We start from the raw sequence: 24,197 nt of genomic DNA on the forward strand, positions 1-24,197 counted from the left end.
GTTCCACTGGTCTCCGCGCCGTCTACCGGTAGGCGGGCACGTCATTGCGGGCGCGCACGGAGCGGGCCGACGCGTAGAAGTCCTCGATGACGCGGACCGTCGTACGGGCCTCACCGATGGCCTTGCCGCGGTTGCCGGGGTCCCGCAGGACTCCGGCGAGCCGGCACAGCTGGCGCCGGTACTCGTTGCCGATCGGCTCGTCCGGCACCGGGACCGAGGTGGTGGTGCCTTCGCGGGTCAGCGTCAGACCCGACCCGGGCCGGCGGTTGGGGCTGAAGCCGAAGGTGCACCGCAACTCGGCGGTTCCCTCGCTGCCCACCACCTGGATCTGGGTCACGTCCCGTGCCTCGTGCGACGCCCAGCTGGCGTGCAGGGCGACGGAGACCCCGTCGTCGCGGACGAAGAAGCCCCGGGCGGTGTCCTCGACGTCACCGGCGGTGTCGGCGACGGGCTGGTCGTGCCGCCATGCCGCGCTCCAGGAACCGACGTTGACGAAGTCGTTCGCCGTCACGCCGACGACCTCCGCGAAGGGGGCCGGGCCGAGCAGCGAGGCGAGCGTGTCGAGCAGGTGCCAGCCGAGGTCGAACAGCACACCGCCGCCGGCCTTGCTGCGCTGGGTGAACCAGCCGCCGGCCTTGGGGATCCCGCGCGCCCGGACCCAGGACAGGTCGACGTGCCGGATGTGGCCCAGGTCGGGCACCAGGCTCGCCAGGGCTCCCACGTCGCTGCGGTAGGGGGCTGCGCTGCCGGCCAGCAGCATGGCACCGCCGCTGCGTTCGGCGGCTGCCAGCATGTCGGCCTCGGCGGAGGTCAGGCACACCGGCTTCTCGAGGAAGACGTTGATGCCCTTGCCGAGCAGTGCCGCGGCCACCTCGGCATGCAGGAAGTTGGGCACGGCGACGACGGCGAGGTCGACCGACCGGGCGGTGAGCGCGTCCACCGTCGCGTGGACGGGAAGGCCCGGCACCACGCCGAACGCCTCGCGCGCCGCGGGTTCGGTGTCGGCGACGGCCACGACTTCGAAGTCCTCGTGCTCGCTCAGCAGGGGGAGCCACAGCTCACGGCCCGCCCAGCCGAGCCCGACGATGGCCACCCTGACGCTCATACGGCGCTCACAGCGTCGGCGATGATCGCAGCCGTCAGGTGCATGTCCTCTTCGGAGGCGAGCAGCGTGCGGTGGTGCAGCCAGATGCAGTCCTGGCTGATGGCCTCGGAGTTGGGGCAGCGCTCGGCGAGCTCGTCCGGGGTGGCGTCGGGTGCGCCGATCTCCCAGAAGGCGTCGGTGCGGTAGATCGCGCGGAAACCGGCGAACGCCGGCAGGCCGGCCTCCACGAGCCGGTCGACGAGAGCGTTGCGGTTCTCCTCGCCGATGCCGGGCACCCGGAACATCGCCATGTAGTGCGAGGGGACGTCGGTGCGCTCGTCGGCGCGCTGCGGGACCACACCGTCGATCGACTCGAGCAGTTGGGACAGCAGGGCCCAGCGCTCGTGACGCGTGGCTATCTGGCTGTCCAGGCGGCGCAGCTGTGCGCGAAGCACCGACGCGGAGAACTCGTTGAGCCGCAGGTTGGAGCCGGCGATCGCGTGCATGTACCGACGGTCGGTGCGGGGCCGTCCGCAGCTGTGCCGCAGGAACGCGGTCTCGTACATCTCCGTGTCCGGGAACAGCACGGCGCCGCCCTCACCGGCGGTCATCAGCTTGCCGTTCTGGAAGCTGAACGCGGCGACCGAGCCGAGCTCGCCGACGCGCTTGCCCTGCCAGCGGGCGCCGTGCGCGTGCGCGGCGTCCTGGAGCAGCGGGACGCCCGTATTGGCGGAGAGCTTGGCGAGTGCGTCCATGTCCGCGAGGAATCCGGCCATGTGCACCGGCATGATCGCCCGGGTCCGCGAGGTCACGGCGGCGGCAGCCGCCTCCACGTCGATGTTGTACGTGTGCTCGTCGACGTCCACCGGGACGGCGACCGCGCCGAGCCGCTGCGCCGCCTGGGAGGACGAGATGAAGGTGAAGGCCGGGACGATGACTTCGGAGCCCGGGCCGACGCCCATGACCTGCAGGGCGAGTTCGAGTGCGTGGGTTCCGTTCGTGACCGCGAGGGCGTGGGCGGCGCCGTGGTGCTCGGCGAACTCCTGCTCGAAGGAATCGACTTCGCTTCCGCCCATCCGCCACCACTGGCCCTGCTCGAGCGCGCGGATGAGCCCTTCCCGCTCGTTCTCGTCATACTGCGGCCACTGGGGGAATTCCGGCGCCTGTCGCACGTTCATGTTTCTCCAAGGAATGGATCTGACTCGACGCGAGGTGCGGAGTGGGCGGGGCACTGTGCTGCTACGGAGGAAGACGCGCGCACACGAGCAGTCGCCGTCGAGATCGCGGAAGAGGCGCACACTCCGCCCCGTGCAGCGTCATGTGCAGTCAGAAAGAGGCTGAATTACAAGTCCAAAATAGAGCTCCGCCTACGACACCGCATCCCTAGATTCGGTAGTCGTGCCGCGAGTTCAGTGCAAGTCGAAGAAGATTCGATAGGAATTCAGTTGCCCCTCGAGCATGTGAATACCGTGATGGACGGGGTGGCCCAGTGCGGCCGCTTCACGCAGGAGCCGCGTCTCACGGGGTTTCATGACGATGTCGGCGACGACGCTGCCCGGCGGCAGGGAGTCCAGGGGGAACGGAAGCGGATCGTCCGCACGCATTCCGAGCGGCGTGGCGTTCACCGCGATGTCGATGCCGATGTCGCGCAGTTGCGGTCCGGTCAAGGCGCGCACCCGACCCGGCCAGTACGCGCCGAGGCGGGTGACCAGCGCGCCGAGCTTCGCCGTGTCCGTGTCGTAGACGGACAAACGGTCGACGCCGGCCGTCAGCAGCGCCGCGGCGACGGCGCTGCCCGCGCCGCCCGCGCCGACGAGCGCCACCCGCCGGCCGTGCGGGTCGTGCCCGGCCCCGACGAGACCGGCCACGAAGCCCGAGCCGTCGAAGTTCTCCGCGAGCCAGCTGCCGTCGGCCTCCCGTCGCAGCACGTTCGCGCTTCCGACGATGTCCACGGTCGGTCCGCAGCGGTCGGCGAGCCGGCGGACGGCGACCTTGTGGGGCACCGTGACGAACATGCCGTCGAGGTTCTCCACGCGCTGCAGACCGCGCACGATCTGCTCGAGGTGCTCCGGCCGGGCGTGCACCGGAACGAGCACCGCATCCCTGCGCAGGCGCGCGAAGAGCGGATTCATCAGCCCGGGCGCCTGGACCTGGGCGATGGGATCCCCCAGCACGGCGTAGAGCCGGGTGGTGCCTTTGATGGGCGCAGTGGTCGGACGGTCGGTCATCGCAGCGCCGCCTCGAAGTCGGGGACATCGGCCGTCGCCCTCTCCGGTACGGAGAATGCGAGTTCCATCGACTGCTCGGCGTTGAGCCGGGGATCACAGGCCGTGTGGTAGCGGGCGGGCAGGTCGGCTTCCGTTGTTCCGGATGCGCCGCCGACGCATTCCGTGACGTCGTCACCCGTCACTTCGATGTGAATTCCGCCGGGGTGGGTGCCCAGCTTCCGGTGGACTTCGAAGAAACCTGCTATCTCATCGGTGATGTGACGGAGATTGCGGGTCTTGTATCCGTTCGCCGACGTGTACGTATTGCCGTGCATCGGATCGCACTGCCAGATCACCTGATGGCCGGAGGCGGTGACCTTCTCGACGATCGGCGGCAGGACGTCACGCACCTGCCCGTGTCCCATGCGGCTGACCAGGGTCAGTCGCCCGGGTTCACGGTGCGGGTCGAGCCGCCGCACGTACGCGGCGGCCGCCTCCGGGCTCGTGCCCGGACCGATCTTGAGGCCGATCGGATTGGACAGCAGTTCCGCGAACGCGATGTGCGCGCCGTCGAGCTGGCGGGTGCGCTCGCCGATCCACAGGAAGTGCCCCAGCCCACTGGCCAGACGGGGCTCGGGCCCACTGGTGTCCACCCGGAGCAAGGACTGCTCGTAGTCGAGCAGGAGTGCCTCGTGACTCACGTAGATGTCGTTGTCGTCCTCGACCTCGCCGGCACCGTTGCCGTGGCCGTGGCCGAAGGTGCGCACCAGAGCCATCGCGCGTGCGGCGTCGGCGTGGGCCCGCAGCATCCGGTAGGGGTCGGGCGTCCGGGCCGCGAGCGTGGGCTCGACGGAGTTGACCATGTCGCCGCGGTAGACGGGCAGCCCCAGTGCGTCGACGGCCTGGGAACGGGGCTTGGCGTACTGGCCCGCCATGCGGGCGACCTTGACGACGGGCAGTCCGGTGCGGCGGGCGAGCACGGCGGCCATGTCCACGAGCGTCCACAGGTTGGCGCGCACGTGGGCTTCGGTGTTCGCGGCGAAGGTTTCCGCGCAGTCACCGCCCTGGAGCAGGAACGCCTCGCCGCGCGCGACCGCGGCGAGCCGGCTGCGCAGCCGGGCCGTCTCGGCCGGCGTCACGATCGGCTCGGCGCGGCTCAGCAGGGCCGCCGCGTCTCTCGCCTGTTCCGGGTCTCCCCAGACCGGCTGCTGCGCGGCCGGCTTGGCGAGCGCGGCCTCCAGCCTGTCGAACAGCAGGCGGTCCGCCGGGCGGGCGGCGCCGGCCGATCCGTCGAGATCGGCCGGCCACTGGGTTGCACGTGTCATTTCTGAGCCGCATCGGTCGTGGAGGCTTCGAGCGCGGCGCCGCCGACGAGATCGGCCAAGCCTGCTCGGGGCATCCGGTCCAGGACGCGCGCGACCACCTCGTGCGGTACGTCGCTCACCAGCTCCGCGCCCTTCGGGCCGTCCAGAACGAACGAGAGCCCGTTCATCGCCTTCTTGTCGTGGCGCATCAGTTCCATGAGGGCCGCGGGCTCGGCCTCCACGGGCAGGGCGGTGGGGAGACCGTAGTACCGGACGACGTCCTGGTGCTCCTCCACCCGTGCCTGGTCGATACGGCCCAGGGCGCCGGCGAGCCGCCCCGCGAAGACCGTTCCGATGGCCACCCCCTCGCCGTGGCGCAGCGCGAAGTCGGTCGCCTTCTCCAGCGCATGGCCCAGCGTGTGGCCGTAGTTGAGCGTGTGCCGCAGCCCGGTGTCCCGCTCGTCCGTCTCCACGATGCGGGCCTTGAGGCTCACACTGGCGGTGATCTGCTCCTCCAGCGACAGCCCGCGCAGGTCCGGCGCGCCGATGAAGTGGCAGCGGGCGATCTCGCCGAGACCGTTCAGCAGCTCCCGCCGCGGCAGGGTCGAGAGGTAGTCCGTGTCGCACAGCACCGCGCTGGGCTGCCAGTACGCACCGACCAGGTTCTTGCCGGCCGGCAGGTTCACCGCCGTCTTACCGCCGACGCTGGCATCGACCTGGGCGAGCAGCGTCGTCGGCAGGTGCACCACGGGCACGCCCCGGTGGTAGAGCGCGGCCGCCAGCCCGACCACATCGGTGGTCGTGCCGCCGCCGCAGGAGACGACGACGTCGGACCGGGTGAGCCCGAACCGCACGAACTCACCGCACAGCGCCTCCACCGTGGCGAGGGTCTTGTCCTGCTCGCCGTCCCGGGCCGGCAGCAGCAGGGTCTCGACACCGGTGTCCGGCACCCATTCCTCCGGGCGGGCCGACACGACGACGGCCCGTCCGGCGCCCAGCCGTCGGATGACCTCGGCAAGCGACGTACGCACCCCCGGGCCGATGAGTACATCGTACGAATGATCTCTGAGGCGCAGAGGAATGGAAGCCATGACGTCCCTACCGACCCGCCGTCGCCCTGCGGACGCGCGCCTCGGCCCGCTCCTTGCGGTCGGCCTCGTCCAGCTCGGGGTAGACCGGGCAGCCGAAGACCCGCCGGAACGGCTCGAACGTGTCCCACTCCGTCCGCTTGCGCATCTCCTGGGCCACCGAGTTGTGCTCGCTCCAGAAGTCGCCGCCGATCAGCCGGACGAGGTACCTCTCCAGGGTGTCGCGGTCCGTGGAGCGGGCGGCGTCGGCGGCCATGGCCACCAGCTCGCCGTCGTAGTAGGCGTGGATGAGCCGGATGTACGTGTCGTACCCGGTCTTGAAGAAGCTCGCGTACTTGTCGATCAGGTGGTCGGCCTGCGCGGGATCCTTCAGCGCCGCCCCGATCGTCTCGGCGGCACGGACGGCGGTGGTCGTCGCCACCAGCACGCCACCGGAGAACATCGGGTCGCCGAAGCAGCCGGCGTCTCCGACCATGACCCAGCCCGGCCCGGTGACGGTGTCCGAGTGGTAGCAGTAGTCGGTCTCGACCTTGAGGTCCGTGCTGGGACGGGTTCCGGTCAGGCGCGCGGTGATCCGCGAAATCCGGCCCACGTGCTCCTCGAACGCCTTCTCCGGCGTCGACGCGCGCAGCGCATCGCGCGGCATGACCGTGCCCACGCTGATGTCCTCGGTGGACAGCGGGATCGCCCAGACCCAGCCGTCGTCGTGGGCGCCGACCTGGATGTCGCCCTCGACGCCGGGGTTGTTGCTCTCGTCGAGTCCCGTGTAGTGCCGGAACACGGCCACCATGCGGAGCTTCTCGAGCGTCTTGCGCAGCCCGAAGCGGTTGGCGATCCGGCCGGCCCGACCACTCGCGTCGATCACGTAGGACGAACGCACCTCGTGGCTCTGACCCTCGCGCTCGTAGCGGACGCCGACCATGCGGTCGCCGTCCATGAGCAGCTCGTTCACGTTCGCGCCGAAGAGGACCTTGGCCCCGGCCTCGGCGGCCTGTTCGGTGAGCATCTTGTCGAACCTGGCGCGCTCGACCTGGAACGCGCGGGGGAACCGGCCTTCACCCTGCTTGGTGAAGTCCGCACGGAAGACGCCCTCGAAGAACTTCTTCTCGGTCGGGTCGATGAACTCGCCGCCGAACTTGGGGACGTAGCCCTGGGCCTCGACCGTCTCGCGCAGGCCGATCTGGTCGAACAGGCCCATCATGTAGGGGAGCAGGGACTCGCCTATGTGGAACCGGGGGAACTCGTCCCGCTCCAGCAGCACCACGGAGTGCCCCTGCTTGGCGAGCACGAGGGCGCTGACCGCGCCGGCCGGCCCTCCACCGATCACAACCACGTCAGCGGTGTCGTTCGTCATCACATTCCCCTTCTGATTCCAACTCGTGCATGTTTCACCCGCGATGAATTGCCATACGGGGGTGGTGGGTGGTGCGAATTCAGCCGAGCTCGCCGGACAGGACGCCGGAGATCAGGGTCCGGTGCTCGTCGTCGTCCGTGATCGTGCGGGCCTGCTCGCGGCCGTCACGGACCGTCAGGTACCGTCGCCCCTTCAGTACGGCCTGGCCGTTCTCGAAGCTCCGGCCGCACAGGATTTCCTGGCCGTCATTCGACCGCGGCTGCGAAAGGATGTCCCGGAGGACGTCCTCCATTTCCTTCCAGTCGGTCCACTGCCGGGATTCCATCGTGAAGGTGTAGACGACGCTCCACCGGGTGACCGCTCCCCGGCGTTGCAGAGCGATCTCCGATTCGCTCTCGACCAGCCGGTACTGGCACCCGTACTGGGTCTGTACCGCATCGGAGACCAGCAGCGGCTCGATGAAGGAGGGGCCGGGGTAACCGACGTCCACCAGCCATTCGTCGCCGTCCAGGGCGACGCGGCTGAACATGTGCTCGACGTCGAGCCCGAAGGCGTCCTGGCCTTCGGCGGTCCTCGCCGCCATCAGCGTGACGTCGTAGCCCAGCTCACGCAGAAGCCGGAAGAAAAGGCGGTTCAGCTGGAAACACGTGCCGCCCTGCCCGCCCACGATCGTCGTCTCGAAGGTGGCGTCCTCGTCGATGTCGACGAGGTGCACTCCGGCGCGGTAATCCTCGGTGACTCCGTTGTACGGAATCGCCATGAGGTGATTCTTGTGCAGCTTTCGCAGCGTCGCGAGGTCCACACCGGTTTCTCCGCCGCAGCCGATCCGCTGCAGATATTTGTCCACGTCGAACATATCATCACCCTCTTTCAGACGGAGATCGCTACTGGATTCGCGGCCTGTTCGCCGCACGTCAGCTCGTGCAGGTATGCGGCGAGCATTCCCGGCGTCGGATAGTCGAAGACGAGGTTGGGAGAGAGCTTCGTTTCGGTGATGTTGCGCAGCCGGTTGCGAAGCTCGATGGCGGTGAGGGAGTCGAAGCCGATCTCGAAGAGCCCCTGGTCCGCGTCGAAGTGGTACGTCGCGCTGTAGCCCAGAACGGCGGCCACCTGGGCCCGTACCAGGTCGAGCAGGACCTTCTTCTGCTCGGCGGCGGTCAGTGCGGCCAGCCGGTCGAACAACTTGCGGCCCTCGTCGGCGGTGTCCGCCGCGTGCGCCTGCTGACGGCCCGCCCGGACCAGGCTGCGGAGCATGTGCGGTACGCCGCCACCGGCCGCCGAGCCGGCCCTGACACCCCGCAGGTCCAGCTTGGCCGGCACCAGCAGAGCCTGCCCGGAGCCGACGGCGGCGTCGAACAGTTCCATGCCCTCCGCCGGCGACAACGCCTGCAGACCGCCTCGCCGGTTCAGCCGCGCCTTGACGATGTCGTCGGTGTCCGCGGCCATGCCGGAGGTCTGGTCCCACAAGCCCCAGGCCAGCGACAGACCGGGCAGGCCTGCCGCCCGGCGGCCGGAGACCAGCCCGTCCAGGTAGGCGTTGGCAGCCGCGTAACTGCCACTGCCCGCGCCCATGAAGACGGCCGAGACGGAGGAGTAGACGACGAACGCGTCGAGGTCCATCCCGCGGGTCAGTTCGTCGAGGTGCCGTACCGCGTCCACCTTGGGCGCGAACACCCTCGCCAGCCGCTCCGGGGTCAGCGTTCCGATCACCCCGTCGTCCGTCACGCCTGCGGTGTGCACGACACCGGTCAGGCGGTGCTCGGCCGGCACCGATGCCAGCAGGGCCTCGACCTGGTCACGGTCGGACACGTCGCAGGCCACCACCGACACCGCAGCGCCCTGTTCGGTGAGTTCGGCGACCAGTTCCTGCACGCCTTCGGCCTCCGGACCCCGACGGCTGGCCAGCAGCAGCTGCCGCACCCCGTGCCGGGAGACCAGGTGACGGGCGACCAGGCCGCCCAAGGAGCCTGCGCCGGAGACCAGGACGGTCCCCTCCGGTCCGAAGACCGCCGGAGCGTCCGGGACCTGACCGGTGGTACGGGCGAGCCGGGGCACGGAGAGCGTGGTGCCACGGACCGCGATCTGCGGCTCCCCGCTGGCCAGCACCGCACCGAGCACCGGCTCCGCGCCGTCATCGGCAGCGGGGTCGGTGTCCAGCAGGATGATCCGGTCGGGGTTCTCGGCCTGGGCGGCACGCACCAGGCCCCACACCGCCGACCCGGCCGGGTCGGTCACCGCGCCGTCGCCGGCGGGAACCGCGCCGCGGGTCACGACCAGCAGCCGCGACTCCTCCAGCCCGGCCCCGGCCAGCCAGCACTGCAACACGTCCAGCACCCGGGTGGCCAGCCCCAGCACCGCATCCTCGCCGTCGGCACCCTCGGTCCCGCCGGTGACGGCTTCCAGGACGGCCAGCGCCGGGGCGGCGTCCATACCCGACAGCACGTCGTAGGCCAAGGTCGCCACCTGTTCCGCGGTGGCGACCGGCAGCCACGACGGCGAAGGCTCCGCCCCCTGGGCGTGGGGCAGTTCGGTCCACTCCACCCGGAACAGCGAGTCGGTACGCGCCGAGCCCGCCGCGGTCTCCAGCTGCTCGGCGGACACCGCCCGGGACACCAGCGAGTCCATCGTCACCACCAGGCGGCCGGCCTCGTCTGCCGCCTCCAGCGACAGTGCGTCGCGCTCGGGCTGTGCGAGGCGCACGCGCAGCACCGAGGCACCGGCCGCGTGCAGCGCCAGCCCGTTCCACGCGAACGGCAGACGCAGTTCCTGCCCGTCGGTCTCCCGTTCGGCGTCGCCGCCGGCCGACATGGGCTCCGCCGCGGCATTGAGCAGCGGCGAGTGCAGGGCCGCGTCGAGCAGCGCGGGGTGGATGCCGAACCGGCCGGCGTCCTTGCGCTGGTCCTCGGGCAGGGCGACCTCGGCGAAGAGTTCCTCGCCGCGCCGCCACACCGCCCGTACGGCCTGGAACGTCGGGCCGTACCCGTACCCCACCTGGGCGATCAGGTCGTAGCCGCCGGTGATGTCCACCGGCTGCGCGCCGAGCGGCGGCCAGGCGGCGAAGTCGAACCCGGTGCCGCCGCCGCCCGGCTGGACGGTGGCGGACAGCATGCCGGTGGCGTGCCGCGTCCACATGCCCTCACCGACGGCGTCCTCGCGCTGGGAGTACACCTCCACGGTCCGCGAGCCGGTCTCGCCCGGTCCGCCGACGGCGACCTGGACGCGGACTCCGCCGTGCTCGGGCACCACCAGCGGCGCCTCGATCACGAGCTCTTCCAGCACCACGCAGCCGGCCTCGTCACCGGCCCGAACGGCCAGTTCCACCAGCCCGGTGCCGGGCACGATGACCACACCGTCCACGGCGTGATCGGCCAGCCAGGCGTGCGTCTTCAGCGAAAGCCGGGAGCTGAAGACCAGCCCGTCGGACTGCGGCAGGTGCATCACCGCGCCCAGCAGCGGGTGATCGACGCCGGCGAGTCCCAGCGACGCCGCGTCGGTGGGCGACTCGGTCGCCTGGATCCAGTAGTGCTGGTGGTCGAAGGCGTAGGTCGGCAGGGCCGGTCGTGCGGACTCGGCCCGGGCGGGCAGGAGGCTGCTCCAGTCCACGGCCACGCCCTGTACGAACAGTTCGGCCATCGAGGCGAGCAGCCGTCGCAGGCCACCGTCCTCGCGGCGCAGCGACCCGGTCACCACCACATGGGTGTCCGTGCTGTCGACGCTCTCGGTGATCGGCTGGACCAGCACCGGGTGGGCGCTGAGCTCCACGAACACCCCGTGGCCCTGCGTGAGCAGGTCGGCCACGGCCGGGCCGAAGCCCACCTGGCCGCGCAGGTTCCGGTACCAGTAGTCGCCGTCCAGGACGTCTGCGTCCGACACCCACGCACCGGTCACCGTGGAGTAGAACGGCACCGTCGGGGCCTGGGCGTCGATCCCGGCCAGGGTTTCGGCGAGCGTGTCGCGGATGGCTTCCACGTGCCGGGTGTGCGAGGCGTAGTCCACCGCGACCCGACGCACCCGGACACCGTCAGCGGACAGCGCTTCCAGTACCTCGTCCAGTGCCTCGGCGTCGCCGGCGATCACCACGGAGGTCGGGCCGTTGACCGCGGCCACCTCGACCCGGTCCGCCCACGGCTCCAGCCACGCAACGGCGTTCTCGACGCTCAGCGCGACCGAGGCCATTCCGCCGCGGCCGGCCAGGTCCTTGGCGATGGCCTGGCTGCGCAGCGCCACGACGCGGGCCGCGTCCTCCAGCGAGAGCGCACCCGCGACACACGCCGCGGCGATCTCACCCTGTGAGTGACCGAGCACCGCATCGGGCTTGACCCCGACCGACTCCCACACGGCCGCCAGAGCGACCATCACGGCGAAGCTCGCCGGCTGCAGGACGTCGACCCGGTCCAGGAGCTCGGGCTCGGTCTCGCCGCGCAGTACGTCGATCAGCGACCAGTCGATCCACGGCTCGAGTGCGGCAGCGCACTCCGCGATCCGCTCCGCGAAGACGGGCGAGGAGTCGAGGAGTTCACGGCCCATGCCGGCCCACTGCGAGCCCTGGCCGGGGAACACCCACACGACCTTGCCCGGGGCGGCCGAACCGGCACTGCCGATCACGGCACCGGCCGCGCTCTCGCCCCGAGCCAGCGCCTGCAGCCCGGTCAGCGCCTCATCGGCCGACTCGGCCACCACGACCGCACGCTCGCCGAAGACCGCACGGTCCGACACCAGCGCCCCGGCCACGTCCGCCAACGACACCCCATCGGCGCCCTCGACGAACGCCGCCAGCCGTTCGGCCTGGCCCGCAAGCGAACCTGCGCTCCGCGCCGACACCACCAGCGGCACCACACCGGCAGGCGCCGGCGCTTGCGCGAGGGTCTCGGCCGTCTCCGCGGGCGCCTCCTCCAGGATCAGGTGCGCATTCGTCCCGCTGATGCCGAACGAGGACACACCGGCCCGGCGCGGGTGGCCGCTGCGCGGCCACTCCCGGGCCTCGGTCAGCAGCTCGACGGCGCCCTCGGACCAGTCCACCTGACGCGTGGGCGCATCCACGTGCAGGGTGGGGGGCATGACCCCGTGGCGCAGCGCCTGCACCATCTTGATCACACTGGCCACGCCCGCAGCGGCCTGCGTGTGACCGATGTTCGACTTCAGCGAGCCCAGCCACAGCGGCTGTTCCGCGTCCCGGCCCTTGCCGTAGGTGGCGAGCAGGGCCTGTGCCTCGATCGGGTCGCCCAGAGCGGTTCCCGTGCCGTGTCCCTCCACCACGTCCACGTCGGACGGGGCGATCCCGGCGCTGGCCAGGGCCTTGCGGATCACCCGCTGCTGCGAGGGACCGTTCGGCGCGGTCAGACCGTTCGACGCACCGTCCTGGTTGACCGCACTGCCGCGCAGCACCGCCAGCACCCGGTGCCCGCGCTCACGCGCCACCGACAGCCGCTCCAGCACGACGAGGCCCACGCCTTCGGCCCAGCCCGTGCCGTCCGCGCCGTCCGCGAACGCCTTGCACCGGCCGTCCCCGGCCAGGCCGCGCTGCCGGGAGAACTCCACGAAGGAGACGGGTGTCGCCATCACGGTCGCGCCGCCGGCCAGTGCCATCGAGCACTCGCCCTGGCGCAGTGCCTGCGCGGCCAGGTGCATCGCCACCAGGGACGAGGAGCAGGCCGTGTCCACCGTGACCGCGGGGCCCTCGAAACCGAACACGTACGACACGCGGCCCGAGGCCACACTGGCCGCCGTACCCGTGCTCGCGAAGCCCTCCAGCTCCGGGGCGACCACGCCGGCGCCGTAGCCCTGGCTGGAGACGCCGGAGAACACGCCGACGTCGGTGCCCTTCAGTGAGAGCGGGTCGATGCCGACGCCCTCCAGTGCCTCCCAGGAGGTCTCCAGCAGCAGCCGCTGCTGGGGGTCCATCGCCAGCGCCTCGCGCGGCGAGATCCCGAAGAACCCCGGGTCGAAGAGGCCTGCCCCCCGCACGAAGCCGCCCTGGCTGGTGTACGAGGTACCCGCGCTGTCGGGGTCCGGGTCGAACAGGCCGTCCAGGTCCCAGCCGCGGTCGTCGGGGAAGGACGACATGCCCTCACGGCCCTCGTGGACCAGCCGCCACAGGTCCTCGGGACCCGCGACACCGCCCGGCAGCCGGCACGCCATCCCGACGATCGCGATCGCCTCGTCGGGATCCGCGACGACGGACACGGCGGGGGCAGGGGTACCGGCCTCCGCGTCGCCGAACTCCTCGCGCAGGTAGCGGGCGAGGGCCAGCGGGGTCGGGTAGTCGAAGACCAGCGTGGCCGGAAGCTTCAGACCGGTCGCCTCACGCACCCGGTTCCGCAGCTCGACCGAGGTCAGCGAATCGAAGCCGGCGTCCTTGAAGGCCATCTCCGGCCGGACACCGCCCGGCCCGCTGTGTCCGAGCACGACCGCCGCCTGGGCACGCACCAGCTCGAGGAGCAGGGCTTCCTGCTCCGCCGCCGCGAGCCCGGCCAGCCGACGGGCCAGGCCGCCGTCCTCGGTGGATCCGGCGCGCGCCTGCTGCCGGCCCGCGCGGACCAGGCCGCGCAGCAGGTGCGGCACACCGCCGCCGGCCGCCGCGCCGGCACGAGCCCCCCGCAGGTCGAGCTTGATCGGCACCAGCAGGGCCTGGCCGGACACCAGACCGGCGTCGAACAGCTCCATGCCCTCCACTGCCGATATCGCCAGCGCACCGCCACGGCTCATCCGCGCCTGGTCGACGCTGCTGAGGTCGGCCGTCATGCCGGTGGTCTGCTCCCACAGGCCCCAGGCCAGCGACAGACCGGGCACACCCGCTGCCCGGCGGTTGGCCATCAGCCCGTCCAGGAAGGCGTTCGCCGCCGCGTAGTTGCCCTGGCCGGCAGAGCCGAACACGCCCGAGGCGGACGAGAACACGACGAACGCGTCGAGGTCCAGGGCGCGGGTGAGTTCGTCGAGGTGGCGGACCGCGTCCACCTTCGGCGCGAACACCCCCGCCAGCCGCTCCGGGGTCAGCGCCCCGATCACACCGTCGTCCAGCACACCGGCGGTGTGCACCACGCCGGCCAGCCGGTGCTCGGCCGGCACGGAAGCGAGCAGCGTCTCGACCTGGCCGCGGTCGGCCACATCGCAAGCCACCACCGAGACCGCAGCACCCTGCCCGGTCAGCTCGGCGACCAGCTGCTCCACTCCGTCGGCGTCCGGGCCGCGACGGCTGGCCAGCACCAGGTGCCGCACCCCGTGCCGGGAGACCAGATGCCGGGCCACCAGAGCGCCCAAGGACCCGGTGCCGCCCGTGACCAGGACAGTTCCCTCCGGCTCGAACACCGCCGGAACGTCCGGGACGTGAGCGTTGGTACGGGCGAGCCGGGGGGCGAAGAGGGCGGAGCCACGGACCGCGGCCTGGGGCTCCCCGCCGGCCAGGACCGCGCCCAGCACGGCTCCCGCTCCGTCGCCGGAGGCCGGGTCGGTGTCGATCAGTACGATCCGGTCGGGGTTCTCGACCTGGGCGACGCGCACGAGACCCCACACCGCGGCGCCCGCGGGGTCGGTCACCGCGCCGTCGCCGGCGGGCACCGCGCCGCGGGTCACGACCACCAGCCGCGACTCCTCCAGCCCGGACCCGGCCAGCCACGCCTGTACGACCTCCAGCACCCGTGAGGTCAGAGCCAGCACGGCGTCGTCGCCGACGCCGCCGAAGGCTTCCAGTACGGCCGCGGCGGGGACTCCTGCCCCGCCCGCCAGGGCCGCCACGTCATCAGCGGTGGCCACCGGCACGGATGCGGGCGAAGCCTCCGTCCCCTGGGCCGGGGGCAGTTCGGTCCATTCCACCTGGAACAGCGAGTCGGCGACCGCCGTGTCCGCCGCGGCGCCCAGCTGCTCGGCGGACACAGGACGCGACACCAGCGAGTCCAACGTCACGACGAGGCCGCCGGTCTCGTCCGCCGCCTGCAGCGACACGGCGCCGGGCCCGCCGGGGACCAGTCGCACCCGCAGCGCGGAGGCACCCGCGGCGTGCAGCGCCAGCCCGTTCCACGCGAACGGCAGCACCGCCTCCGCGGTCTCCTCGGCCGGCGCGCCCGCCGGGGCGCTGAACATCCCTGTGTGCAGCGCTGCGTCGAGCAGCGCGGGGTGGATGCCGAACCTGTCGGCGTCCTTGCTCTGCTCCTCGGGCAGGGCGACCTCGGCGAAAAGTTCCTCGCCGCGCCGCCAGACCGCCCGCAGGCCCTGGAACGCGGGCCCGTAGCCGTAACCGCGCTCGACCAGGTCGCCGTAGAACTCGCCGGGGACCACGTCCACCGGCTGCGCGCCGGGCGGCGGCCAGGCGGCGAAGTCGAATTCCGTCCCACGGGCCGCCGGCGACGCCGACAGCATGCCGGCGGCGTGCCGCGTCCACACGTCCGCGCCGCCGTCGCCGGCAGCGTCCTCGCGCTGGGAGTACACCTCCACCGTGCGCGAACCGTTCCCGCCCGGTGCGCCGACCGCGACCTGCACCCGTACGCCGCCGTGCTCGGGCACGACCAGCGGCGCCTCGATCACCAGCTCGTCCAGGACTCCGCAGCCGGCCTCGTCGCCGGCCCGGACGGCCAGTTCCACCAGCCCGGTGCCCGGGACGAGCACGACACCGCTCACCGCGTGATCGGCCAGCCAGGGGTGCGACCGCAGCGAGAGCCGCGAGGTGAAGACCAGACCGTCGGACTGCGGCAGCTGCACCACCGCGCCCAGCAGCGGGTGGTCGGCGGCCGCCTGTCCGAGCGACGTCGCGTCCGTCGCCGACCCGGAGTCCTTCAGCCAGTAGTGCCGGTGCTCGAAGGCGTACGTGGGCAGGGCCACCCGCCCGGGCTTCGCCGTCTGCCCCAGCACACGGCTCCAGTCCACGGCCACGCCGCGGACGAACAGCCCGGCCACCGAGGTCAGCAGGGTCTGCTCTTCCGGGCGGCCGTCGCGCAGCGCCGCGACGCATGCCACCTCGGTGTTCGCGGCGGTGGCCGTCTCCTCGACCAGGCCGGTCAGGGCCGCGCCCGGACCCATCTCCACGAACAGCGTGCCGCCGTACTCCACCGCGGCGGCGATCCCCTCGGCGAACCGCACCGGCCGCCGCACGTGCCCGGCCCAGTACTGCGGGTCGGCGAGCTCGTCGGGCCCGGCCAGCCGTCCGGTCACGTTCGAGACCACCGGAATCACCGGCGGCTGCCACACGACCTCGGTCAGCTCTGCGGCGAACTCGGCCAGCATCGGCTCCATCCGCAGGGAATGGAACGCGTGCGACACCGCGAGCCGCTTCGTCTTGCGTCCCTGCGCCCGAAGCCGGTCGGCTGCTGCGAGGACCGCGTCCTCCTCACCGGAGAGCACCACCGAGGTCGGGCCGTTGACCGCCGCGACCTCCACGCCCTCGCCCAGCAGCTCGGCGACTTCCTCCTCGGCGGCAGCCACGGCGACCATCGCCCCGCCCAGTGGCAGCGCCTGCATCAGCCGGCCCCGGGCCGCGACCACGCGCGCCGCGTCCTGCAGCGACAGCGCACCCGCCGCATGGGCGGCGGTGATCTCGCCCACCGAATGCCCGATCACGACATCCGGCCGTACACCCCAGGACTCCACGAGCCGGAACAGCGCGCTCTCGACCGCGAACAGTCCCGCCTGCGTGAACACCGTCTGGTTCAGAAGTGCAGCACTGCCCGGCACCCTGCCCAGAACCACATCGCGTACCGGATGGTCGACCCATCCGGCCAGACGCGCGTCCAGCTGCTCGCACGCCTCGTCGAACGCCCGCGCGAACAACGGGTACCGGGCGTACAGCTCCTGGCCCATCCCGACCCGCTGCGAGCCCTGACCGGGGAACACCCATACGGTCTTGCCCGGCGCCGAAGCGGCACTGCCGGCCACGACACCGGCCGCGTTCTCCCCCCGCGCCAGTGCTTCCAGTCGTGTCAGCGCCTCCTCGGCGGAGTCGGCCACCACGACCGCACGGTCACCGAAGACCGCACGGTCCGACACCAGCGCACCGGCCACCGACGCCAGCGGCGCTCCGGCGGCACCGGACTCCAGATGCGAAGCCAGCCGCCCGGCCTGGCCCGAAAGCGACTCTGCGCTGCGCGCCGACACCACGAGCGGCACCGCACCGGCAGGCCGTGCCTCTTCCGTGTCGGGCTCGGCCTCCTCCTGCGGCGCCTCCTCGAGGATCAGGTGGGCGTTGGTGCCGCTGATGCCGAACGAAGAGACTCCGGCCCGGCGGGGCCGGCCGTTCTGCGGCCACGCGCGGGCCTCGGTCAGCAGCTCGACCGCACCCGCCGTCCAGTCCACCTCGGTGGAGGGCTTCTCCACGTGCAGGGTGGGGGGCATGATGCCGTGGCGCAGCGCCTGCACCATCTTGATCACACTGGCCACACCGGCAGCCGCCTGCGTGTGACCGATGTTCGACTTCAGCGAGCCCAGCCACAGCGGCCGGTCCGCCTCGCGGCCCTGGCCGTAGGTGGCCAGCAGCGCCTGTGCCTCGATCGGGTCGCCCAGGGCCGTACCCGTGCCGTGGCCCTCGACGACGTCCACGTCCGCCGACACCAGCCCGGCGCCGGCCAGCGCCTTGCGGATCACCCGCTGCTGCGAGGGACCGTTCGGCGCGGTCAGACCGTTGGACGCACCGTCCTGGTTGACCGCGCTGGCACGCAGTACCGCCAGCACCCGGTGGCCGCGCTCACGCGCCACCGACAGCCGCTCCAGTACGACCACACCGGCGCCCTCGGCCAGCCCCATGCCATTGGCGCCGTCCGCGTACGCCTTGCACCGGCCGTCCGTGGCCATGCCCCGCTGCCGGGAGAACGCGACGAAGGTACCGGGCGTCGACATCACCATCGCACCGCCGGCCAGCGCCACCGAGCACTCGCCCTGGCGCAGCGCCTGAGCGGCCAGGTGCATCGCCACCAGCGACGAGGAACACGCCGTGTCCACCGTGACGGCAGGACCCTCGAAACCGAAGACGTACGACACACGGCCCGACGCCACGCTCGGCGCCACACCCGTGCCCGTGAAACTCTCCAGCTCCGGCGCGATCGCACCGGCACCGGCCCCGTAACCCTGGCTGCACACACCGGAGAACACCCCGACGTCGGTGCCCTTCAGCGAGACCGGGTCGATGCCGGCCCCTTCCAGTGCCTCCCAGGAGGTCTCCAGCAGCAGCCGCTGCTGCGGGTCCATCGCCAGCGCCTCACGCGGCGAGATCCCGAAGAAGCCCGCGTCGAACTGCCCCGCCCCGTGCAGGAAGCCGCCCTGGTCGGTGTACGACGTACCCGCGTGGTCGGGGTCCGGGTCGAACAGGCCGTCCAGGTCCCAGCCGCGGTCCTCGGGGAACCCGGAAACAGCGTCCCCGCCCTCGGACACCAACTGCCACAAGTCCTCCGGCCCCGCCACGCCACCCGGCAAGCGGCACGCCATGCCCACGATGGCGATCGGCTCGTCAGCGTGGCTCGAGCCCTGCTTCTTCAGGTTGTGCAACTCGGTCGTGACGCGCTTCAGGTACTCGAGGAGTTTTTCGTCCGTGGCCATTCTTTAAGTCCTTACGAAGTGTGATGGAACCGCGATGCCTTGAACTGTTTTCAGACGAGTCCGAATTCACCGTCAATGAATGCGAGGACCTCATCGGCGGACGCGGATTCCAGCTGCTCCGCCACCGTGGAAGCGTCCACGTTCTCGAGCACTCCGTTGCACCTGGCCACCAAACCCTGAAGGCGAAGCGCGATACTGGATTTCATGGATTCATCGAGCAGCAGGCCACTGATCAGCGCCTCGACGTCCTCGATCTTTGCGTTCACCCGAGAAAGCGCGTCGTCGCTGATGCCGAGCTCGTCGCGCAGGTGGCGGGCGAGGGCCAGCGGCGTGGGGTGGTCGAAGACGAGCGTGGCGGGAAGCTTCAGACCGGTCGCCTCACGCATCCGGTTGCGCAGTTCCACCGACGTCAGCGAGTCGAAGCCGACGTCCTTGAACGCCGTCTCCGCCCGGACGCCTTCCGGCCCGGTGTGCCCGAGCACGAGCGCGGCCTGACCGCGCACCAGGTCGAGGAGCAGGGCCTCCTGCTCCGCTTCGGCGAGCCCGGCGATCCGGCGGGCCAGATCGCCTTCCTTGGCGGATCCCGCTCGAGCCTGCTGCCGGCCTGCCGGTACGAGGCCGCGCAGCAGGTGCGGCACCCCGCCGCGGGCCGCTGCGCCTGCACGCACGCCCTTCAGGTCCAGCTTCACCGGCACCAGCAGCGACTGCGCGGACACCACGGCGGCGTCGAACAGCTCCATGCCCTCTGCCGGCTTGAGCGCCACGACACCGTCGCGGCTCGCGCGCCGGCTCATGCGCACCTGGTCGTCGGTGGTGAGGTGGGTGGTCATGTTGGTGGCGTGGTTCCACGTGCCCCAGGCGAGCGACAGCCCGGGCAGACCGGCCGCCCGGCGGGTGTCCATCAGCCCGTCCAGGAAGGCATTGGCCGCCGCATAGCCGCTGCTGCCGGCGCCCATGAAGACGGACGAGGCGGAGGAGTAGACGATGAAGGCGTCGAGGTCCAGGCCCCGGGTCAGCTCGTCGAGGTGCCGTACCGCGTCCACCTTGGGCGCGAACAGGCCCGCCAGCCGCTCCGGGGTCAGCCCCTCGATCAGCCCGGAGTCGAACACGCCCGCGGTGTGCACGACACCGGTCAGGCGGTGCTCGGCCGGCACCGATGCCAGCAGGGCCTCGACCTGGCCGCGGTCGGACATGTCACAGGCCGCCACGGTGACCGCAGCGCCCTGCTCGGTGAGTTCGGCGACCAGCTCCTGCACTCCGTCGGCCTCCGGACCGCGACGGCTCGCCAGCACCAGGTGCCGTACGCCGTGTCGGGAGACCAGGTGCCGGGTGATCAGCTCGCCCAACGAACCGCCGCCGGAGACCAGGACGGTCCCTTCCGGTCCGAAGACCGCCGGAGCGTCCGGGACTTCAGTGGTGGTACGGACGAGCCGGGGCACGGAGAGGGTGGTGCCGCGCACCGCGACCTGGGGCTCCCCGCCCGCCAGCACCGCGCCCAGCACCGCATCCGCGGCGCCCTCGGCAGCGGGGGCGATGTCCAGGAGGACGATCCGGTCCGGGTTTTCGGCCTGGGCGGCACGGATCATGCCCCATACCGCCGACCCGGCCGGGTCGGTCACCGCGCCGTCGCCGGCGGGTACGGCGCCGCGGGTCACGACCACCAGCCGCGACTCCTCCAGCCCGGACCCGGCCAGCCACGCCTGGACGACCTCCAGCACCCGGGAGGTCAGAGCCAGCACCGCGCCCTCGCCGCTGCCGCCGAAGGCTTCCAGGACCGCTGCGGCGGGGGCTCCCGCGTCGGCCGCCAGGGCCGCCACCTCGTCGGCGGTGGCCACCGGCACCCACGACGGCGACAGCTCGGCGCCCTGGGCCTGGGACAGCTCGGTCCACTCCACGTGGAACAGCGAGTTGGCCACAGCCGCGTCCGCCGCCGTCTCCAGCTGCTCGGCGGACACCGCCCGGGACACCAGCGAGTCCATCGTCACCACCAGGCCGCCGGTCTCGTCGGCAGCCTCGACCGACAGGGCATCCTGACCGCTCGGCGCCACGCGCACCCGCAGGGCCGAGGCACCCGAGGCGTGCAGCGCCAGCCCGTTCCACGCGAACGCGAGGACCGGATCCCCGGACTCCTCCTCCCCCGTGCCCGCGGCGGCGCCGAACGTCGCGGCCTGCAGGGCCGCGTCCAGCAGCGCGGGATGGAGACCGAACCTGCCGGCTTCCTTGCGCTGCTCCTCGGGCAGGGCGACCTCGGCGAAGACCTCGTCGCCGCGCCGCCACACGGCCCGCATGCCCTGGAACGACGGCCCGTACGCGACGCCGCGCTCGCGCAGATCGGCGTAGAAACCGTCTGCATCCAGCTCGACCGGCTGCGCGCCGGCCGGCGGCCAGGCCGCGAAGTCGAACTCCGTCCCACGGGCCGCCGGCGACGCCGACAGCAGTCCGGTGGCGTGCCGCGTCCACACGTCCGCGCCACCCTCGTCGGCGGCGTCCTCGCGCTGCGAGTACACCTCCACCGTGCGCGTACCGTTCCCGCCGGACGCACCCACCGCGACCTGCACCCGCACGCCGCCCTGTTCGGGCACCACCAGCGGAGCCTCGATCACCAGTTCTTCCAGCAGCCCGCACCCGGCCTCGTCGCCTGCCCGTACCGCCAGCTCCACGAGCCCGGTGCCCGGTGCGAGGATCACACCTCCGATCGCGTGATCGGCAAGCCAGGGGTGGGACTTCAGCGACAGCCGCGAGGTGAAGAGCAGACCGTCGGACTGCGGCAGCTGCACCACCGCGCCCAGCAGCGGGTGATCGACCGTCGTCTGGCCCAGCGAGGCCGCATCCGTGGCCGACTCGTCCGCGTGGAGCCAGTAGTGCTGGTGGTCGAAGGCGTACGTCGGCAGGTCCACGCGCCGGGACGGCGCCGTCTGCGGCAGCACACCGCTCCAGTCCAGCGCGACGCCCTGGACGAACAGCTCGGCCATCGAGGCGAACAGCCGCCGCAGACCGCCGTCTTCACGGCGCAGCGAACCGGTCACGACCACACGGGCATGGGTGTCGGTGCCGTCGACGGTTTCGGTGATCGGCTGGACCAGCACCGGGTGGGCGCTGACCTCGACGAACACCTTGTGGCCTTGCGTGAGCAGCTCGGCCACGGCCGGGCCGAAGCCCACCTGGCCGCGCAGATTGCGGTACCAGTAGTCGCCGTCCAGGACGTCGGCGTCCTCCACCCACGTACCGGTCACCGTGGAGTAGAACGGCACCGTCGGGGCCTGGGCGGTGATCCCGGCCAGCGTGTTGGCGAGCGCCTCGCGGATGTCTTCCACGTGCCGGGTGTGCGAGGCGTAGTCCACCGCGACCCGACGCACCCGGACGCCCTCGCCCGTCAGCGCTTCCAGCGCCTCGTCCAGCGCCTCGGCGTCACCGGCGATCACCACCGAGGTCGGGCCGTTGACCGCCGCGACCTCGACCCGGTCCGCCCACGGAGCCAGCCGTACGGCCGCCTCGTCCGCGGTCAGCGCCACCGAAGCCATACCGCCGCGGCCGGCCAAGTCCTTGGCGATGGCCTGGCTGCGCAAGGCCACGACGCGGGCCGCGTCCTCCAGCGAGAGCGCACCCGCCACGCAAGCCGCGGCGATCTCGCCCTGCGAGTGGCCGAGCACCGCATCGGGCTTGACCCCGACCGACTCCCACACCGCCGCCAGGCCCACCATCACGGCGAAGCTCGCCGGCTGCAGGACGTCCACCCGCTCGATGAGCTCAGGGTCGCCTTCGCCGCGCAGTACGTCGATCAGCGACCAGTCGATCCACGGCTCCAGCGCAGCAGCACACTCCGCGATCCGCTCCGCGAACACCGGGGAAGAGTCCAGGAGTTCACGGCCCATGCCGGCCCACTGCGAGCCCTGACCCGGGAACACCCACACGACCTTGCCCGAAGCAGTCGCACTCCCGGACACCACACCGGCCGCACCCTCACCGCGCGCCAGCGCCTGCAGCCCGGTCAGCGCCTCATCGGCCGAACCCGCGACCACCACCGCACGCTCACCGAAGACCGTACGGCCCGACACCAACGCCCCGGCCACATCCCCCAACGACACCCCATCGGCGCCCTCGACGAACGCCGCCAGCCGTTCGGCCTGGCCCGCAAGCGAACCGGCGCTCCGCGCCGAGACCACCAGCGGCACCACACCGGCAGGCTGCGCAGCCTCGCCGAGTTCCTGCTCCGTTTCCTCCGACGGCGCCTCTTCCAGGATCAGGTGCGCGTTCGTGCCACTGACACCGAACGAGGACACACCGGCGCGGCGCGGCCGGCCGCTGCGCGGCCACTCCCGCGCCTCGGTCAGCAGCTCCACCGCACCCGCAGACCAGTCCACCTGGCTCGAAGGCTCCTGCACATGCAGCGTGGGGGGTATCACTCCGTGGCGCAGCGCCTGCACGATCTTGATCACGCTGGCCACACCGGCAGCCGCCTGCGTGTGACCGATGTTGGACTTCAACGAGCCGAGCCACACCGGCTGCTCCGGGTCGCGGCCCTTGCCGTACGTCGCCAGCAGGGCCTGCGCCTCGATCGGGTCACCCAGGGCCGTACCCGTGCCGTGCCCCTCCACCACGTCCACGTCGGACGGGGCGAGCCCGGCACTGTCCAGGGCCCTGCGGATCACCCGCTGCTGCGACGGACCGTTCGGCGCGGTCAGACCGTTGGACGCACCGTCCTGGTTGACCGCGCTGCCGCGCAGCACCGCCAGCACCCGGTGGCCGCGCTCACGCGCCACCGACAGCCGCTCGAGCAGCACCACGCCGACGCCCTCGGCCAGGCCCATGCCGTCCGCGCCGTCCGCGAACGCCTTGCACCGGCCGTCGGTGGCCAGGCCGCGCTGCCGGGAGAACGCCATGAAGGATCCGGGGGTCGCCATCACCATCGCTCCGCCGGCCAGCGCCATCGTGCACTCGCCCTGGCGCAGCGCCTGCGCGGCCAGGTGCATCGCCACCAGCGACGAGGAACACCCCGTGTCCACCGATACCGCAGGCCCCTCGAAGCCGAAGACGTACGACACGCGGCCCGATGCCACGCACGACGCCGCTCCCGTGCCCGCGAAGCCCTCCACCTCCGGTGTCACCACACCGGCACCGGCCCCGTAGCCCTGACCGGACACTCCGGAGAACACCCCGATGTCGGTGCCCTTCAGCGAGAACGGGTCGATGCCGGCGCTCTCCAGCGCCTCCCACGAGGTCTCCAGCAGCAGCCGCTGCTGCGGGTCCATCGCCAGCGCCTCACGCGGCGAGATCCCGAAGAACCCCGCGTCGAACAGCCCTGCCCCCTGGAGGAATCCGCCCTGATCGGTGTACGACGTACCGGCGTGGTCGGGGTCCGGGTCGACCAGCCCCTCCAGGTCCCAGCCGCGGTCGTCGGGGAACCCGGAAACGGCGTCGACCCCGTCGGCGACGAGCTGCCACAGGTCTTCGGGCGAGGACACACCGCCTGGGTAGCGGCACGCCATGGAGACGATGGCGATCGGCTCCCGCGCCTGGTCCTCGACCTCGCGCAGCCGCTTGCGGGCGTCGCGGGCGTCGGCGATGGCCCTCTTGAGGTAGTCGCGGAGTTGTGCCTCGTCAGCCACTGGATTCAGCTCCAAGGAAAATTTGAGTGAGCGATTGCTG

Annotated in this window: 8 protein-coding genes and 1 pseudogene; all 9 read right to left on the reverse strand. The window is 71.9% G+C overall.

Annotated elements, in window-relative coordinates; translation table 11 throughout:
• Positions 1 to 22 precede the first annotated feature (22 nt).
• Positions 23 to 1,105 (reverse strand): Gfo/Idh/MocA family protein, encoded by a 1,083-nt coding sequence (locus tag OG299_RS11415; RefSeq protein WP_266633932.1) that lies wholly within the window; start codon positions 1,103 to 1,105, stop codon positions 23 to 25.
• Positions 1,102 to 2,262, reverse strand: coding sequence for a 3-amino-5-hydroxybenzoate synthase (gene rifK / locus OG299_RS11420; protein WP_327361432.1), 1,161 nt, complete (start codon positions 2,260 to 2,262; stop codon positions 1,102 to 1,104). Before rifK ends, OG299_RS11415 begins: the two co-directional genes overlap by 4 nt.
• Before the next feature lie 231 nt (positions 2,263 to 2,493).
• The gene (locus tag OG299_RS11425) at positions 2,494 to 3,312 is read right to left on the reverse strand and encodes a shikimate dehydrogenase family protein (RefSeq protein ID WP_327361433.1); all 819 of its coding nucleotides are present in this window, start codon (positions 3,310 to 3,312) and stop codon (positions 2,494 to 2,496) included.
• On the reverse strand, positions 3,309 to 4,616 hold the full coding sequence (locus OG299_RS11430) for a 3-deoxy-7-phosphoheptulonate synthase (protein WP_327361434.1): 1,308 nt from the start codon (positions 4,614 to 4,616) through the stop codon (positions 3,309 to 3,311). Before OG299_RS11430 ends, OG299_RS11425 begins: the two co-directional genes overlap by 4 nt.
• Positions 4,613 to 5,686 (reverse strand): 3-dehydroquinate synthase family protein, encoded by a 1,074-nt coding sequence (locus tag OG299_RS11435; protein WP_266633924.1) that lies wholly within the window; start codon positions 5,684 to 5,686, stop codon positions 4,613 to 4,615. The genes OG299_RS11430 and OG299_RS11435 overlap by 4 nt, the downstream gene beginning before the upstream one ends.
• 7 nt (positions 5,687 to 5,693) lie before the next feature.
• Positions 5,694 to 7,037, reverse strand: a complete 1,344-nt coding sequence (locus OG299_RS11440) for an NAD(P)/FAD-dependent oxidoreductase (protein WP_266633922.1) — start codon at positions 7,035 to 7,037, stop codon at positions 5,694 to 5,696.
• Between the two features lie 79 nt (positions 7,038 to 7,116).
• Complete coding sequence (locus tag OG299_RS11445; RefSeq protein WP_266633920.1) at positions 7,117 to 7,950, reverse strand: arylamine N-acetyltransferase; 834 nt, start codon at positions 7,948 to 7,950, stop codon at positions 7,117 to 7,119.
• Positions 7,908 to 18,551, reverse strand: a complete 10,644-nt coding sequence (locus OG299_RS11450; protein WP_327361435.1) for a type I polyketide synthase — start codon at positions 18,549 to 18,551, stop codon at positions 7,908 to 7,910. Before OG299_RS11450 ends, OG299_RS11445 begins: the two co-directional genes overlap by 43 nt.
• A gap of 50 nt (positions 18,552 to 18,601) precedes the next feature.
• Positions 18,602 to 24,118, reverse strand: a pseudogene (locus OG299_RS11455) (type I polyketide synthase); the annotation flags it as partial.
• Positions 24,119 to 24,197 lie beyond the last annotated feature (79 nt).

Source organism: Streptomyces sp. NBC_01296, from assembly GCF_035984415.1.
GTDB lineage: Bacteria > Actinomycetota > Actinomycetes > Streptomycetales > Streptomycetaceae > Streptomyces.

Excerpts from the sequence above, each read along its gene's own strand:
- OG299_RS11435 (WP_266633924.1), bottom strand. The coding sequence starts at position 5,686 with ATGGCTTCCATTCCTCTGCGCCTCAGAGATCATTCGTACGATGTACTC.
- OG299_RS11430 (WP_327361434.1), bottom strand. The coding sequence starts at position 4,616 with ATGACACGTGCAACCCAGTGGCCGGCCGATCTCGACGGATCGGCCGGC.
- OG299_RS11415 (WP_266633932.1), bottom strand. The coding sequence starts at position 1,105 with ATGAGCGTCAGGGTGGCCATCGTCGGGCTCGGCTGGGCGGGCCGTGAG.
- OG299_RS11425 (WP_327361433.1), bottom strand. The coding sequence starts at position 3,312 with ATGACCGACCGTCCGACCACTGCGCCCATCAAAGGCACCACCCGGCTC.
- rifK (WP_327361432.1), bottom strand. The coding sequence starts at position 2,262 with ATGAACGTGCGACAGGCGCCGGAATTCCCCCAGTGGCCGCAGTATGAC.
- OG299_RS11440 (WP_266633922.1), bottom strand. The coding sequence starts at position 7,037 with ATGACGAACGACACCGCTGACGTGGTTGTGATCGGTGGAGGGCCGGCC.
- OG299_RS11450 (WP_327361435.1), bottom strand. The coding sequence starts at position 18,551 with ATGGCCACGGACGAAAAACTCCTCGAGTACCTGAAGCGCGTCACGACC.